General features: G+C 73.9%; 14 protein-coding genes. 6 read left to right on the top strand and 8 right to left on the bottom strand.

All coding sequences use genetic code 11. From position 1 onward, the window contains the following. Positions 1 to 353 precede the first annotated feature (353 nt). Positions 354 to 1,238 (top strand): discoidin domain-containing protein, encoded by an 885-nt coding sequence (locus E9565_RS17850; RefSeq protein WP_236836216.1) that lies wholly within the window; start codon positions 354 to 356, stop codon positions 1,236 to 1,238. A 149-nt stretch (positions 1,239 to 1,387) separates the two neighbouring features. Beyond that, positions 1,388 to 3,523, top strand: coding sequence for an acyltransferase family protein (locus E9565_RS17845; RefSeq protein WP_236836214.1), 2,136 nt, complete (start codon positions 1,388 to 1,390; stop codon positions 3,521 to 3,523). Positions 3,524 to 3,766: 243 nt separating this feature from the next. Here the strand turns inward: E9565_RS17845 and E9565_RS17840 are convergent, their stop codons facing one another. The 3 genes from E9565_RS17840 to E9565_RS17830 all read right to left on the bottom strand — a co-directional run bounded on the left by E9565_RS17840 (position 3,767) and on the right by E9565_RS17830 (position 7,355). Beyond that, the gene (locus tag E9565_RS17840; RefSeq protein WP_236836212.1) at positions 3,767 to 4,546 is read right to left on the bottom strand and encodes a hypothetical protein; all 780 of its coding nucleotides are present in this window, start codon (positions 4,544 to 4,546) and stop codon (positions 3,767 to 3,769) included. Position 4,547: 1 nt separating this feature from the next. Continuing rightward, positions 4,548 to 4,937: an S-adenosylmethionine decarboxylase gene (locus E9565_RS17835; RefSeq protein WP_236827112.1), complete on the bottom strand. Its 390-nt coding sequence runs from the start codon at positions 4,935 to 4,937 to the stop codon at positions 4,548 to 4,550. Between the two features lie 99 nt (positions 4,938 to 5,036). Beyond that, the gene (locus tag E9565_RS17830) at positions 5,037 to 7,355 is read right to left on the bottom strand and encodes a bifunctional diguanylate cyclase/phosphodiesterase (RefSeq protein WP_236836209.1); all 2,319 of its coding nucleotides are present in this window, start codon (positions 7,353 to 7,355) and stop codon (positions 5,037 to 5,039) included. 113 nt (positions 7,356 to 7,468) lie between these two features. Between E9565_RS17830 and E9565_RS17825 the strand changes: the two genes are divergently transcribed. Continuing rightward, positions 7,469 to 7,756: a hypothetical protein gene (locus tag E9565_RS17825; RefSeq protein WP_236836206.1), complete on the top strand. Its 288-nt coding sequence runs from the start codon at positions 7,469 to 7,471 to the stop codon at positions 7,754 to 7,756. Between the two features lie 7 nt (positions 7,757 to 7,763). Here E9565_RS17825 and E9565_RS17820 read toward each other — a convergent pair whose 3' ends face one another. Beyond that, the gene (locus tag E9565_RS17820; RefSeq protein WP_236836203.1) at positions 7,764 to 8,546 is read right to left on the bottom strand and encodes a hypothetical protein; all 783 of its coding nucleotides are present in this window, start codon (positions 8,544 to 8,546) and stop codon (positions 7,764 to 7,766) included. Between the two features lie 734 nt (positions 8,547 to 9,280). On the opposite strand from E9565_RS17820, the gene E9565_RS17815 reads away from it, so the two are divergent. After that, a complete protein-coding gene (locus tag E9565_RS17815; RefSeq protein ID WP_236836201.1) occupies positions 9,281 to 9,658 on the top strand; it encodes a hypothetical protein in 378 nt (125 codons plus the stop codon). 96 nt (positions 9,659 to 9,754) lie between these two features. Here E9565_RS17815 and E9565_RS17810 read toward each other — a convergent pair whose 3' ends face one another. Together E9565_RS17810 and E9565_RS17805 are read right to left on the bottom strand one after the other, a co-directional pair. Then, positions 9,755 to 10,564 (bottom strand): glycoside hydrolase family 16 protein, encoded by an 810-nt coding sequence (locus tag E9565_RS17810; RefSeq protein WP_236836199.1) that lies wholly within the window; start codon positions 10,562 to 10,564, stop codon positions 9,755 to 9,757. An 87-nt stretch (positions 10,565 to 10,651) separates the two neighbouring features. Further along, on the bottom strand, positions 10,652 to 11,449 hold the full coding sequence (locus E9565_RS17805) for a hypothetical protein (RefSeq protein WP_236836198.1): 798 nt from the start codon (positions 11,447 to 11,449) through the stop codon (positions 10,652 to 10,654). Between the two features lie 246 nt (positions 11,450 to 11,695). Between E9565_RS17805 and E9565_RS17800 the strand changes: the two genes are divergently transcribed. Together E9565_RS17800 and E9565_RS17795 are read left to right on the top strand one after the other, a co-directional pair. Beyond that, entirely contained in the window at positions 11,696 to 12,484 is a 789-nt protein-coding gene (locus E9565_RS17800; RefSeq protein ID WP_236836196.1) for a sugar transferase, read from the top strand. Positions 12,485 to 12,718: 234 nt separating this feature from the next. Continuing rightward, entirely contained in the window at positions 12,719 to 13,093 is a 375-nt protein-coding gene (locus E9565_RS17795; RefSeq protein ID WP_236836194.1) for a hypothetical protein, read from the top strand. 217 nt (positions 13,094 to 13,310) lie between these two features. Here the strand turns inward: E9565_RS17795 and E9565_RS17790 are convergent, their stop codons facing one another. Together E9565_RS17790 and E9565_RS17785 are read right to left on the bottom strand one after the other, a co-directional pair. Beyond that, positions 13,311 to 14,297 (bottom strand): LCP family protein, encoded by a 987-nt coding sequence (locus E9565_RS17790; protein WP_236836192.1) that lies wholly within the window; start codon positions 14,295 to 14,297, stop codon positions 13,311 to 13,313. Between the two features lie 223 nt (positions 14,298 to 14,520). Beyond that, positions 14,521 to 14,694 carry a hypothetical protein gene (locus E9565_RS17785; RefSeq protein ID WP_236836189.1) on the bottom strand — a complete coding sequence of 58 codons (174 nt, stop codon included), beginning with the start codon at positions 14,692 to 14,694 and terminating at the stop codon, positions 14,521 to 14,523. Between the last annotated feature and the right edge of the window lie 96 nt (positions 14,695 to 14,790).

Here is a 14,790-nt window from a genome sequence, read left to right as displayed (position 1 = left end):
CCACGTACTTCGGGTCCTTGGTGCTGGCGGCCGGGTCGCTGCTCACCCGCTTCGGCGTCTTCGAGGCCGGCATCGCCAGCACCAAGGACCCGAAGTACGTGGTGGTCCCGCAGAAGGAGCGGCTGGCCGCCCGGCAGCAGGAGCACGCCGACACGACCACCCGCTGACCCGGGGAACGGCCGGGTCAGCGCTTATCGTGACCGGGCGCCCGGAGGACGCGGCGCTGATCGATGCGCTGCGCGCCCGCGACCGGCGGGCGCCCCTGGGGGTGGCGGGACCTGCTTCACGACGACGGCTCGGCCACGGCGGCCCCGGTACCCGCTGACCCGCCGCCACCCTCGGGTACCGCTCCGGTGACCCCGCTGCCCAGCGTCGGGCCCCAGGCGTGGCTCGCGGAGGCGGTCGGCAACCTGCCGGCCGCGCGGGAGAACGCCCCGCCGCCGCCCGCACCGCCCGCGCCGGCCGCACCGCTCGCGCCGCCGCCCACGATGCCGACGCGCGAGCTCCCGCTCCCCGGCCGGCCCGCGGCCCAGGCCCCGGCGCCGGTCCAGGCTCCGCCGCCGGTGCCGCCGGTGCCGCCGGTGCCGCTGGTCACCGCCCGCCGGCGGCCGGCGCGCACGTACCTCGTCGCCGGCGGGCTGGCCCTGGCCCTCGGGTTCGTGGGCGCCCTCGCGGCGGCCGGCGTCTCGGGCCCGCCGGCCGAGCCCGGCGCGGGTGCCCCGCAGGAGGCCGGGAACGGCGGCGGCGCGGCGGTCGCGGGCACCGGATCGGCCGCCCCGCTGCAGCCGGTGTCGGTGCGGGCGACCTGCCAGGCGCCCTCCAGCGCCGACTCGCTCGGCAACCAGATCACCTACGAACCGCAGCTCACGCTGGACGCCCTGGGCGCCACGGCCTGGCGCTGCGCGGGCGCCGCCGTGGGGCAGCGGCTCGTCTACGACTTCGGGGCGCCGGTCACGGTGACCTCGGTGGGGCTGGTGCCGGGCTACGCGAAGGTGGACCCCGCCGACGGGACGGACCGCTTCCTGGAGAACCGGACCGTCACCGAGGTGGCCTGGCGGTTCGACGACGGCACCGTGCAGCGGCAGTCGATCGCGTCGCCGACCCCCGCCGCGGTCGACCTCGGTCTCCCCGGCGGCGTGCGCACCCGCCAGGTGGTGCTGGAGATCGCGGGCACCGGCAACGACGCCGCGATCCGGGACTTCACCGCGATCAGCGACGTCCGCTTCGCCGGGCACTGACCCGGGCGCCCCGGGGCGCTGCCGCGCTGGTCACCCGGGCGGACGCACCGGCCGCGACCGGCGTCGGGCACCGCCGGGATGCACCCGGCCTGGGGAACCGGGCCGGAACACGCTCCCGGTGGCCCGTCCGCGCCAGTACGTTCGTGCGCATGTCCGCTACCGACCAGGCGACGACCCGGACGACGCCGCGGCCCCCCGGCGGCCCGCTGCGCTTCCGCGCCGACGTCCAGGGCCTGCGCGCCGTCGCGGTGGCGCTGGTCGTCGCCGACCACGTGCTCGGCTGGCCGCACGGCGGGTTCGTCGGCGTCGACGTCTTCTTCGTGATCTCGGGCTACCTGATCACCGCGCTGCTGCTGCGCGAGCTGGCGAAGTCCGGCCGGGTCTCCTTCCGCGACTTCTACATCCGGCGGGCCAAGCGCATCCTGCCCGCGGCGATGGTCGTGCTGGCGGTGACCGTGGCCGCCGGGTACGCCGTCTTCTTCCTCCCCCGGGCGAACCAGACCGCGCTGGACGCGCTGGCCGCGGCGCTGTTCGTCGAGAACTGGCACCTGGTCGCCGCCGGGGCGGACTACCTGCAGGCGCAGGGCCCGGTGTCGCCGGTGCAGCACTACTGGTCGCTGTCGATCGAGGAGCAGTTCTACGCGCTCTGGCCGCTGCTGCTCTTCGCCGGCTACCGGGCGCTCGACCTCCGCCACCGGCCGGGGCGGCTGGTGTGGTTCATCGGCGCGGGGATCGCCCTCTCGCTGGCGTGGGCGGCCTACCGCACGAGCACCGCCCCGACGGCGGCCTACTTCGACACCCTGGCGCGGGCCGGCGAGCTGCTGTCCGGTGCGCTGATCGCCGTCCTCGCCGGGCGGGTGGTCATCGCCGACCGGCTCCGCCCGCTGCTGACCCTCGGCGGGCTGGCGGTCATCCTCGGCTCCGCCGTGGTCATCTCGCCGTCGTCGGCGTTCCCCTTCCCGTGGGTGCTGCTGCCGGTCATCGGGACGGCGGTGGTGCTGCTGGCCGACCCGCCGGCCTCCCCGGCCACCGTGGTGCTGACCAACCCGGTGTCGCAGGCGATCGGCCGGTGGTCGTACTCCATCTACCTGTGGCACTTCCCGGTGGTGGTGTTCGGGTTCGCCACCTTCGGCGACGAGCTCCCGGTGCAGCTGGCGCTGCTGGCACTCACGCTGGTGCTCTCCGCCGCCTCCTACCGCTGGGTCGAGCGGCCCGTCCTGAACCTGCGTCCCCGCCCCCGCTACGTGTCGGGGTGGGAACGGCCGCCGGGGACCGGGGTGCTGCTGCCCGTCACCGTGGCCACGGTCCTGCTCGCGGTGGGCCTGGCGCAGTTCTGGGGCCCGTCGTGGCTGCGCGGCACCGGTACCGCCGGCGAGGATGCCGCGGTCGTCGCGGGGGAACGGCCCAGCGCCGCCGAGCTCGCCGAGCAGGTGGAGGCGGCGCTGGCCGCCGACTCCTGGCCGGCCGACCTCACCCCCTCGCTCGACGGGCTGGGTCCCGAGCAGCAGGCCGAGGAGATGGGCACCCAGGCACCCGGCTGCCGCAACACGGTGACCGCCGGGGGCGAGCCGCTGGTCTGCCAGGACGGGCCGGAGGACGCGCCGCGGACGGCGCTCCTGGTCGGTGACTCGGTGGCGATGAGCTGGGGGCCGACGGTCGACGCGCTGTTCGAGGGTGACGACTGGCAGGTGCTCGGGCTGGGTTACGCCTCCTGCCCGTTCGTCGACGTCGCCGTCGCCCCGCCGGCCGAGCCGCCGGGCTTCCCGGAGGACTGCGCGGCCGCGCGGGAGACCACGCTGCAGTTCATCCAGGAGACCGAGCCCGACGTGCTGGTGCTGTCGGCCGGGCAGGGGTACTTCGGCAACTTCGTCAGCGGCGCGGTCGACGAGGACGCCGTCGAGGAGTGGCAGAGCGGCCTGGAGTCCACCCTCGAGACGGTGGCGCCGTCCGTCGGCTCGGTGGTGGTGCTGGGCAACCCGCCGCTCGGCGAGGACCCGCGGGAGTGCGGTGGGCGGCTCGGTGGGCCGGACGACTGCGTGCGGACGATCAGCCGCGGCTTCCAGGACAAGGCCGCGGCCGAGCGGGCCGCGGTCGAGGCGGCGCAGGCCGACGGTGCGGACGTCACCTACGTGGGCACCGAGGAGATGTTCTGCGCCGACGGCCGCTGCCCCGCGTTCGCCGGCTCGGTGCTGCTGCGCACCGACGAGACGCACCTGACCGCGGCCGCCGCGGACCTGGTGGCGGGCGCCGTGCGGGAGATGGTGCCGGACGGCGTGCGGTCGTGACCCCGGTGCCGCCCCGGGCGCTGGTGCGGGTGGGCCCGCCGGTCCGGCCGCCCGCCGCACACCGGGGGGCGGGGCAGCAGGTCTCTGCCCACCGGGGCGGGGCAGAGCGCGACTGCTCGAGGAGCACGTGCTGACCTCCGGGAGCCCCGCCGGCGTCGGCACTTTGTGCACGAAGTGCCAGCTGCCCCGCGTCTCCCGAGTCTCTCGGGAGGCGCGGGGCAGCGGCGTTCCGGCGGGCGCCGGCTACGCGAGCGGTACCTCGGAGCGGCGGGCCGTCGGCGGCCGCCAGCCGGTGGTGTCGCGGCGGGGGGCCTCCTCGAGCGCCGGCTCCGCCGCGTCGGCGAAGGTGCCGCGGGCCGCCGCCAGGTCGGCCGGGTCGACGGTGATCGAGCGGAAGATCCCGTGGTCCAGCGCCGGGGCCAGGTCCGGGCGGGAGCCGTACACCTCGGCCTCCGCCGTCGCCACGGCGAAGACGCACGGGGTGCTGGCCGGCGAGCCGAGGTAGGGCTGGGAGGTCGCGCCGGCCATGGCGTGCCAGGGCAGGCCCATCGCGCGCACCAGCCGGTGCACCCGGTCGTCGAGGACGGTGACCATGCCGGGGACGCCGCAGTTGCGGGCGTACCGCCAGATGCCGTGGCACAGCGCGACGCTCACCTCGGCCCCGGCCGCGCCGGCGCGGTAGCGGGGGTCGACGGCGAGGCTGGCGACGTCCCACACCGTCCCGGGCTCCAGGTCGACGGTGGCCAGGCTCTCGGCGACCGGCAGGTGCCAGGGGGCGCCGGCGATGTCGAGCAGGGTCTTCACCGGGGTCGCGCCGTCGGTGATCAGCCGCGCGGTGCCCAGGGCGACGCCGCTCTCGTCGTCGATGACGGTGACGAAGCGGGAGCGCTGCTCGAACGGGCCGTACTCCTGCGCCAGGAGCTCGGGGGTGTTGCCGAACGCCTGGAGGAAGACGTCGGCCTCGACCTGCCGCGCGGCCTCCCGCTCGGCCGGCGTGTGCGCGACCAGCAGCCGGAACGCCATCTCAGAAGCCCTTCGCCACGACGGTGCGGGCGTCGAAGAAGTCGGCGGTGAACGCCACCGCGACGTCCGGGTCGAACGCCTTGCAGGTGTAGATGTCCACGGAGAAGAACAGCCGCGGCTGCTCCCAGGCGTAGAAGTGCGCGCCCGAGGTCTCCCAGTGGATCCAGCCCGCCCAGCCGTACAGGTCGGAGCGGTGCGTCACCGGCTCGAGCAGCTGCACCATGTCCACCTCGCGGGAGAGCGCCGAGAGGTACGTGCGGATCTGGGCGTCGTCCACGGGAGCGGCCGGGTAGCCCTCGATCACCAGGCGCTGGCGGAGGATCTCCGGGGCGAGGTCGCGCCAGGCGAGGGGGAGGGCGACCAGGTCAGAGGCAGGGGAGGGCGGCGTCACCCGCTCATAGTCCACATCCGGTAGCGGACAGTGTTCACCCAGGTCGGCGTGTCGCCCGGTCGTGCGTCACCCCGAGGGCGTCGTCCTGACCCGGAGGGGTCAGCCCGCGCTACCGCCCGTGTGCAGCTGCGGGATCAGCGCGCAGTCGAGGAGCCCGGAGTCCGAGGCGTCGAGCCAGTCGAGGAAGTCGTCGACCGGCATGGGCCGGGCGATCGCGTAGCCCTGCGCGACGTCGCAGCCGAGGCGGGCGAGCGTGGCGCTGGTCGCCAGCGTCTCCACGCCCTCGGCGACCAGGCTCAGCCCGAGGGCGTGCGCGAGCGCGACGGTGCTCTGCACGATCGCGGCGGCCCGGGGGTCGCGGTCGACGTCGGCGGTGAGCGTGCGGTCCAGCTTCAGCTCGTCGGCGGGCAGGTGGCGCAGGTAGGCCAGCGAGCTGTAGCCGGTGCCGTAGTCGTCGATCGAGGTGCGGACGCCGGTGGCCCGCAGGTCGGCCAGCACCGTGCGGCCGCGCTCGGGGTCGGCCATGAGGGTGTCCTCGACCAGCTCCAGCGTGAGCGCCCGCGGGGGCAGGCCGTGCCGGTGCAGCGCCGCGGCCACCTTGCCGGCGAGGTCGAGGTCGGTGACGTTGGCCGCCGACAGGTTGACCGACACCGGGATCTCGCGCCCGGGCCACCAGCGGGCGGTCGCCTCCAGGGCGAGCTCGAGCACGCGGTCGGTGAGCGGGCGCAGCAGGCCGGCCTGCTCGGCGGCGGGCAGCAGGGCGGCGGGGGAGAGCAGCCCGCGGGTGGGGTGCTCCCAGCGGACCAGCGCCTCCGCACCCACGATGCGGCCGTCGCGCATGTCCATCTGCGGCTGCAGGAAGACCCGCAGCTCGTCGCCGGCCAGCGCCGTCCGCAGCTCCTCCATGGTGCGCAGCCGGTCGCTGCCGGCGGTGCCGGTGACCGGGTCGGGCACGTAGACGTGCACGCCCTCGCGGGCGCGCTTGGCGCTGTACATGGCGACGTCGGAGCAGTGCAGCAGCTCCTGCACGGTGCGCGCGGGCACCGGGGTGGTGGTGACGCCGATGCTCACGCCCACGTGCAGCCGGACGTCGGCCACGGTGAAGGGGGCCAGCAGCAGGTTGCGCAGCCGGTCGGCCAGCGCGCGGGCCTCGGCGGTCGACGCGGCGGGCATGAGGACGGCGAACTCGTCGCCGCCGAGCCGGGCCAGCAGGTCGCCGGCCCGCAGCGAGCCGCGCAGCCGCGGCCCGATCTGCCGGAGCAGGTCGTCGCCGGCGGTGTGGCCGAGGCTGTCGTTGATCTCCTTGAACCCGTCGAGGTCGAGCAGCAGCAGGGCGGCGGGCCGCTCGGGGGTGGCCGCGGTGACGACGCGCTGCGCCCGCTCCAGCAGGGCGCGGCGGTTGGCGAGGCCGGTCAGCTCGTCGGTGCGCGACTCGAGCACCACCTGGTTGTAGCCGCGCACCTCGCGGAAGGTGACCGCGATGCGGACGACGCCGGCCAGCACGCAGGCGATCGCCAGCCAGCCGGCGAGCTCGGGGACGGGCTGCGACCACGGGCTGAGCACGACGAGGCTGGCGCCCAGGCAGGCGAGCGGGACGGCGATCAGCCGCCAGCCGATGCGCGAGCCGCTGCTGCCCAGCCGGCGGGGCGGCTCGACGGCGCCGTCGGCGGCCCAGGCGGCCAGGATCACCGAGAGCAGCCAGCCGAGCTCCAGCGGCCCGCCGTCGACGTAGGTGCCCCGCACCTTGAGGGCGAACAGGATCAGGTCGGAGACGGCGATCATGCCCAGCGCCGCGCCGAGCAGCACGAAGGTGCGGTCCAGGCGCACGCCGAGGATGCCGCCGACGGCCATGACGACGGCGATGAGCAGCACCGTGGTGATCGGGGCCATGAGGTCGACGGCCGCGATCGGCTTCTCGCCGGGGTCGGTGAGCAGGTAGGGGCCCAGCAGGAAGGCGACGCCGGCGGAGAGGCTGCCGAGCGCGGCGACGACGCCGTCGAGCCACATGCTGGGGTGGAAGCGCGGCACCCGGGCGCGGATGAGCACGACGACCGGCACGTACATGGCCAGGTAGGCCGCGAACATGACGCCGTGGCTGAGCGTGGAGGCCGGTTCGTTGCCCTGCAGGCCGGAGGAGAGCACCCGCAGCGCGTTGCCGAGGGCGCCGAGGACGAGCGCGCCGCCCAGCGCGGCCCAGGCGAGCCGCTCGGTGCGCACCCGGCGCGCGGTCAGCAGGCAGGCCGCGGCGGCGGCGAGGTAGGGCAGGTTGTAGAGGACGACGTCGTACGCGCGGTCCCAGGCCGCTCCGGCGGGCCGCGGTCCGATGCCGGTGGCGTAGAGCGCGGTGAGGCCGATCGCCAGCAGCAGCGCACGCCCGGGACGGCGACGCGTGGTCGCCGTCTGCTGCTGCTGGTCCATGGAAGAGGGCATCGGCCGCGGGGCGGCTGTTCTTCAGTGCCGCGTGGGCGGGCTCACCCCGTGGGGGGAGCCGTCCCGTCACGGGCGGGCCCGCGGCTGCCGATGAGTGCGGTGTGGAGCGAACGCACGAGCAGGAGTCGGCGACGGCGGAGCGGATGAGCGCCACGGTCTCCTTCCGCACCGGGTCGGCGGAGAGCTACGGCCGCCACGCGGCCCCGCCGTCGGCGTACGGGCCGGCCGACGTGCACCGGCTGCCGCCGGTGTCGCGCGCCCGCCTGCAGGCGGCCGAGGAGGCCGGGGACGACGCCGAGGAGGCCGCCTCCGCGCGTGCGGAGGGCGAGACGCCGGAGAGCAGCAGCGGCTTCTGGGCCCGGCTGCGCCTGCTGCCCAAGGCGGCGTAGCGGCCCGTCACCGGCAGACGGGGACGGCGAGGTCGGTGTTGTGCAGGTACGGCCCACCCGGCGGGTCGCCGTTCATGTAGGAGTTCGCCGGCGTCCAGAGGCCGTTCCAGGGCTCGGTCTCGATGAGGTACCAGAAGCCGTCGGGGCTGACGCTGGGCACGCTCGGCGCGTAGTAGCGGCAGCGCACGTGGATCGTGGTGTGCGGCGGGACCGGTGCGCCCCGCCCGGAGAGCGTGCGCGGGTCGGCGAAGGTGTTGGCGCCGATGCTGCCGGCCTCCTCCTCGACGAGGGTGCCGTCGCCGGTGCTGGGCAGCGGGAGGTCGACCAGGTCGGTGGCGCCGATCGTCGGGTCCGCTGCCGTGCCGCGCTCGCCGATCAGGAAGGCGGTCAGCGCGGAGGAGAGGACGGCGGTGAGCACCAGGGCGGCCGCCACCAACGCCCAGGGCGGCAGCCGGCGGCGGGTCGGCGCGGGCTCCGCGGCCGGGTCCACCTCCAGCACGAGGCCGGCCGCGGTGGCGCCGCGGTAGGGGCCGCAGGAGTCGACGAGCGCCGGCACACCGGCGGCCTGGGGGTAGCCGGGCAGTTCGGCGCGCGCCCAGGCGTCCAGGTCGCGGACGGCGCCGGTGACCTTGGTGCGGGGGTAGCTGCCGGCCATCCAGTTGTCGAGGGTGCGGGCGCTGACCAGGCCGCCGCTGCGCGTGACGAGCTGGTCCTTCCCGCCCGCCGAGGCGATCAGCCAGCCGACCTGGGTGACGAAGGGGTCGGCGGCCGTCTCGCTCGTCTCGCTCATCGGCACCCCCGTGCTCCGGAACTGGTCCGGGCAACCTAGCGCAGCGGGCGAACCAGCAGGTGGAGGCGGCGCAGATCGGCCTGCGCCCAATCTGCGCCTCTCCTTCGTTGCCCGTGGGCGGCGGCGCCGGGTTCAGTGGCGGAGGCGCGCGACCCCGATCCGGACGGGGGCAGCGCGCACCCCACCGCCCGCACGTGGGCCGACCGCGCACGGGGGTGGTCGGCCCGTGACGGCGGTGCGGGCGCAGCGGCCGTGACCCCGCCGCTGCGCCCACCGGTCCGGGGCTGCGCCCACCGGTCCGGGTGGGAGGGCTGCATCCCGCACCTGGTGTGCGGCTGGCGGATCTGCGGCCCGCTGCGGGTGGGTGCTCGGCGGCCATGGGGCGTGTCCCCTCGGTGACCGGTCGGCGCAGCGCGGAGTCCCGTAGACGCTCTGTGCCGACGTACGCGCAGCTCCGACCGCTGACGGCCGACCCCGGTGAGGTGTGCGGTGACTTCCACCGCGTAGAACCGGTGCGCCCAACAAAGTCGTGAGCCATGCGTGTCATGCGTCACTGCACCGACCGGCTTCTACTTCGCCACCGGCAACGCGCCGGCCGCGATCTCCCTGCTCCCGCTCGTCGCGGCCTACGGCCCCTACCTCGTCTGGCGACAGCTGCACACCTTCTGGATGCAGCGGTTCAACGTGGGGCCGGAGCAGGAGAGCGGCTGGCAGGGCGGCTGGTCGGCACGGGGGTGCAGCCGGTCTACGCGCTCGCGGTCGCCTACGCGCTCGTCGGCCGACGGCTCACCTTCAAGGTCACGCCCAAGGGTGTTGGCTCCGAGCGGGTGACGCCGCTGCCGGTGTTCCGACAGCACCTCGTGATGGCTGCGCTCATGGCCACCGCGGTGGTGTGCGGGTTCATGCTGGGACGTACCGGGTGGCCGATGCTGGCCTGGGCGACGGTCATCGTCGCGGCGATGGTGGTCGTGCCTCTCCTGGAGCTGCCCACCCGCGTCACCGCCATGGCGGGGCGCCGGCCGGCGGCCGCGGTGGTCGGCCGGCATCGTGCCTCGCACCTGCCGGTGAGGTGGTCCTTGTGGGGGCGGGCATCCCCCGGCAGGAGGGCCTGAACCACACGTCGCCGTCCTGCCGCCGTGGGCAGCGGAGCAGGACGTGCGTCCGGTGGGGCAGCCGGCGCCCGAGCCGGCTGGGGCAGCGGCGCGCGCTCACTCCGGGGCGTAGACCCGCACCCAGTCGACGAGCATGGTCGCGGTCCGTGGCGTGGAGGCGTCGGGGGGGCCTGGGAGCCGGCCCCCCACCGCGACGTTTAGCAGCACGTACTGGGGGCTGTCGAACGGCCACCGGCCGCCGTCGGGCACGTCCGCCCGGCTGACGCTACCGGTCGTCCGGTCGTCGATGGAGAAGGTGATCCGATCGTCGGACCAGTCAGCTCCGTAGACGTGGAAGTCCTCCGACAGCGGCTCGTCCACCGGTGTGACGACGCTCTGCAGCCAGTTGGTGCCGTCGGGTCGCGGTCCGTGCACCGTCTGGAGCGCCTCGGTGGCCGGGCCGATCGACTCGATGATGTCGATCTCCCCGCAGGCCGGCCAGCCCACTCGCTGGATGTCCTGGCCGAGCGTCCAGGCGGCCGGCCAGATGCCGTTGCCCGATGGCACCTTGGCCCGCACCTCGATGCGTCCGTGATGGAGCGTGCGAGCGCCGAAGGTGGTGACGCGGGCCGACGTCCAGAGCGGATTATCGGCGGGGCCGGTAGCGCGCGCGGTGATCGCGAGGTTGCCTTCGCCGTCGAGCGCCAGGTTCGCGCGCTCGGCCGTGTAGGTCTGGAGCTCCTCGTTCCCCCATCCGCCGCCCCCGAGTTCCGGCGTCCACACGTCCGGATCGGGCGGGGTGCCCGCGGGCCCGTCGAACTCCTCGGCCCACAGCAGGGGCGCGTCGTCCGACCGTTCGGCGCCGCAACCGGCGACCACGGCCACCAGGGCGAGGCTTCCGGCGGTCGCCACCAGCCGTGTCGTCATGCGCACGCGTTCCATCGTCCCAGTCCGCAGGGCGGCGACAGGTCGCTCGAGATCGGGAGCCTTGACCCGGCGATGGGCCGCCCGCGATCAGACCAGACGGCTGTCGATCGACTGCTGCCAGGCCAACTCGTCGATGACGGCGCGCTTCTCGACGTCGTCGAAGCGGACGTCCTTCCACCGCCGGCGCTCCTCGCCGAGGGGGCCGCCGCGGTGCCACTCGCCCTTGCGGGTCAGAAACCAGGAACGGCCGTGGTAGCCGGTGCCCTCGAAGGCCCAGCCGGTCAGGCGGGTGAGGCCGGTGCGCCGGGTCTCCGGTTCGCGGGCGTAGGGGAGCAGGTAGAGGCAGACGTCGGTGAACTGGGCGGCGGTGAGCCGGCGCAGCACGTGCACCGCGGAGCGCACCTGCTGCTCGGTGCGGCGCTCGTCGCGGGCGTAGAGCAGCCAGAGGGCGTCCTCGTCGGCGAGGTCCAGCAGGGTGGTGCGCTGGCGCAGCCGCTCGGCCTCCGCGGCGGCGGACTCCTCGGCGCCACGATGCTCCTCGGCGACGGCGGCCGCGCGGGCGCGCAGGCGGGCGGTGGCCAGGTCGCGGTCGCAGACCCGCCAGCCCTGCCAGAGGTCGGAGTGGTCGGCGCAGACGGCCTTCGTGCACTCGGTGCACTCACCGACGGCCGGCTCACCGCAGCGGCAGGTGGCGCCATCGTCGTCGCGTGTCTGGATGTAGACGGTGCCGCAGCGGCGCGGTGCCGGCGGTGAGGGAACCGCCGCGGGCTCTGCCCCGGCAGCTGCACCGACGAGGTGCTCGACGCGGGCCTCGGCGTCGCACCGCCAGTAGCCGGTCAGGATCTGCGTGCGGCTGTCCGTCGCTCCACAGCAGGGGCAGGGCATGCTGCGCAGCGTAGGAGCGCCAGCGTGTCTGGAAGCTATAAGAAGGACGTGTCGTCGATACCTCGGCACGCTCGCCACATGCGTCACGACGTCACCCCTGAGGGGCTCAAGCGGCCTATGAATCAGCCCGAAACCTACTGCGTCTGCGACTGCACTGGCCCGCCTGCCCACTGAGTGTGCGGCTGACGGTCCACGTCAGCTGTCGGCGGCGACCGCCGTCGTGGCGGGGTCATCGAGGTCGACACGGTGGCGGTCCTGCCCTCCCCTGAGCTCGACGGCCCTTCCCTGCGGCAGCTGGGCTGGGATCTGGAGGACACGCAGGCCGAACTGCTCCTGGCGCCCGCGGTCACCGAGGTCGCCGGCCCGCGCGTGCGGATCCGGCCCGTGGCCGAACTGCCCCTCATGCATGTCGAGCGTCCCGAGTTCACGGGTCACCGCCGCATCGTCAAGAACCTCTTCGACCGCTCGGCGGCGCTGTTCGGCATCCTGCTGATCTCGCCGATGCTGGTCGCTCTTGCCCTGGCGGTGAAGCTGACCAGCCGTGGGCCGGTGTTCTACAAGCACGAGCGGATCGGCCGGGGCGGCCAGCCCTTCGAGGTCTACAAGTTCCGCAGCATGGTGCCGAACGCCGACAAGCTCGTGGACACGCTCTTCGAGGAGAGCAACGAGGGCAACGACGTCCAGTTCAAGATGAAGCGCGACCCGCGCGTCACCCGCGTCGGCGCGGTGATGCGCCGGTACTCGCTGGACGAGCTCCCGCAGCTGTTCAACGTGCTGAACGGCAGCATGAGCCTCGTCGGGCCGCGCCCGCACGTCACCCGCGAGGTCCAGCAGTACGGCTTCGACATGGCATGTCGACTGCTGGTCAAGCCCGGCATCACGGGTCTCTGGCAGGTCAGTGGCCGCTCGGACCTCTCGTGGCACGACTCGGTGCGACTCGACGTCCGGTACGTCGAGAACTGGACCCTGACGTTCGACCTGATGATCCTGTGGAAGACCTTCGGCGCCGTTCTCCGCGGCTCGGGCGCCTACTAGCGCTCGCCGCACCGAGACGCACCCGGACTCAGCCCGCTGGCGTCCCTAGGTGCCGACCGAGACCTTCTCCGGAGGTGCGGATGGCATCTCGGTTCCCCTAGTAGGTGACCGAATCCAGGGGTTGGTGACGTTCCCGCGGGAACGTCACCGGCGCTTCGGCGTACTTGATCACGTGAGGGGCGAGGGTGCCCAGGCTCGGCGTTGCTGATCCGACGTCGAAGCTCGTAGGTACTCGTGGACGGCGATCTGGACGCCCTCGCCACGGCACTTCATGTACGCACCGACGATCTGTTGAAGGCTTCGCCCGAGCGGGCACCGGTACGCCCCGCGGTCGGGATCGCGCCGCGGATCAACGACGCCCAACTGATAACCCTGGGGGTGATGCAGGCTCTGCTGGGCCGCACCAGCGAGGCGCGCAGGCTGCGCTGCGCGCACGCCCAGCTGCGGCACCTTTTCCCGCATCTGCCCCAGCAGCCCGGCTACAGCAAGCGGCTGCGCCGGCTGGCCGACACCCTCCGCTGGCTGATCGCCGTACTGCCCTTGACACGGACCTGTCGTCTGACGACGTGTGGGTCTGGGTGCGCGTCCTGCAACGGGTCCTGGCGCTGACCGCCGCGATCTGGCACAACGACCACATAGGCGCAAGACCCCACGAGCACTGATCGCCTACGACCACTGAACCTTGGGATCAGTCATCTAGCTTCCCTGTAGCAGCGGATCGCGCCTTCACCGGCCGAGATGAGTCGGCTTAGCCGAAGGCCGTAGAGATGGACGCTGCGACGCCTAGGGCGGGACGTGTCGTGCCAGGGGCGGGATGGGTGCGGCCTCAGCGGGGGACGTCGGGGAGTGCCTCGTCGGCGAACTCGGCGGCGTTCTGGCCGAGCGAGTCGCTGCGCAGGTACTCCCACATCCGCTCGGCTGCGTTGCCGTCCAGGTAGACGACGCTGGCCACCCCCTCCGTGCCGGTGCCCAGCACCGGGGCGGTGAAGAACTCGACATCGCCAGGCGTCACGCCGCGCATCGAGTAGGCCAGGCTCAGCAGGTCGCCGTTGCTGAGGGTGTCGTCGACGCTCACGGCACTCGTGATGGCCAGCATGGCCGCGTCGAGCTTCGGCGGGCTGGTGAAGGTCTCGGAGCTGAACAGCTTGTCGAACACGGCCCGCAGGTACTGCTGCTGCCGCTTCACCCGGTCGAAGTCCCCACCGGGCAGGCCGTAGCGCTGCCCAAGGTACCAGCGGGCCTCGTCCCCGTTGAGGTGGTTCATGCCGGCCTCGAAGGTGTACGGGCCGTTCTGCGTCGTCTCGGCGACCACGACGTCGACGCCGCCGAGGTCGTCGGTCACCTGGATCAGGCCGTCGAAGTCGATGGCGACGTAGTGGTCGATGCGCACCTGGGTGAGCTGCTCGACGGTCTGCACGAGCAGCGACGGCCCGCCGAACGCGTAGCTGGCGTTGATCTTGTTCATGCCGTGGCCGGGGATCTCCACCCACGAGTCGCGGGGGATGGAGATGAGCTGGGCGTGCTGCCGGTCGGCCGAGAGCCTGGCGAGCATGATCGCGTCCGAGCGGCCTCCGGGGGCGACGCCCTCCGCGCTCTCCGTCCGGGTGTCCGAACCGACGAGCAGGAAGGTCACCGGCTCTTCGCCGGCGGTCTGCTGCGGGGTGGCGGGCGCCGGGCGGGCTTCCTCAGGGAGCCCGGCGAAGACGTCGGAGACGCGGTCGATGTTGCCGGCCCACCGGTCGGCGAGGAACCAGAATCCGCCACCGAGCAGCAGTACCAGCGCGAGCGTCAGGACGCCGAGGCCGATCAGCACCCGCCGCGGCCCGCGGCGGCGGGCGCGGTCCTCGTCCGGGTTCTCGGCACCGGCTACGACAGGGATGGGTGTGGTGTCACCCGTGCGCCCACTTCCGCGCCCTCCATCGCCGTCGCTCTGCATCGTCTGACCCCCGTCGCCGTGGAACCCGGCCGAGGGTACGGCGACGCTGGAAGGGCGGGGGCGGCCCTGCCCCTCCTGGGTGAGGCTCAGGTGCCTTCGATCAGCGCGAGCCGGCCACCCGCATCGTCCACTCCGTCGGCATGAAGTCGGGAACGGTCCAGGCACCTGGCGCTGATCCCCGCATATCTGCGAGGCGGACCGACTTCCCGATGAGCAGGGCCACAGGCAGCGCGACGGCCGCCCAGGTGCTCAGGAGCATCAGCATGCCGCTCACAGTGTCCTTCTCGACGGAATGGCAAACCGGCTCCTGCAGTCCGACCCCGGAACGTCACGTTGCTGAGCGCGGTTCCGCCCCACCTCCGCGTCGTCG

Origin of the sequence: Blastococcus sp. KM273129 (assembly GCF_021698995.1) — a bacterium.
Classification (GTDB): domain Bacteria; phylum Actinomycetota; class Actinomycetes; order Mycobacteriales; family Geodermatophilaceae; genus Blastococcus.
The sequence above is the reverse complement of the archived record's forward strand: the minus strand, read 5'-3'. Positions and strand labels throughout refer to the sequence as shown.

Bases quoted from the DNA above. Each gene is read 5' to 3' on its own strand.
- E9565_RS17845 (WP_236836214.1), top strand. From the start codon at position 1,388: ATGTCCGCTACCGACCAGGCGACGACCCGGACGACGCCGCGGCCCCCC.
- E9565_RS17840 (WP_236836212.1), bottom strand. From the start codon at position 4,546: ATGGCGTTCCGGCTGCTGGTCGCGCACACGCCGGCCGAGCGGGAGGCC.
- E9565_RS17830 (WP_236836209.1), bottom strand. From the start codon at position 7,355: ATGGACCAGCAGCAGCAGACGGCGACCACGCGTCGCCGTCCCGGGCGT.
- E9565_RS17820 (WP_236836203.1), bottom strand. From the start codon at position 8,546: ATGAGCGAGACGAGCGAGACGGCCGCCGACCCCTTCGTCACCCAGGTC.
- E9565_RS17810 (WP_236836199.1), bottom strand. From the start codon at position 10,564: ATGACGACACGGCTGGTGGCGACCGCCGGAAGCCTCGCCCTGGTGGCC.
- E9565_RS17805 (WP_236836198.1), bottom strand. From the start codon at position 11,449: ATGCCCTGCCCCTGCTGTGGAGCGACGGACAGCCGCACGCAGATCCTG.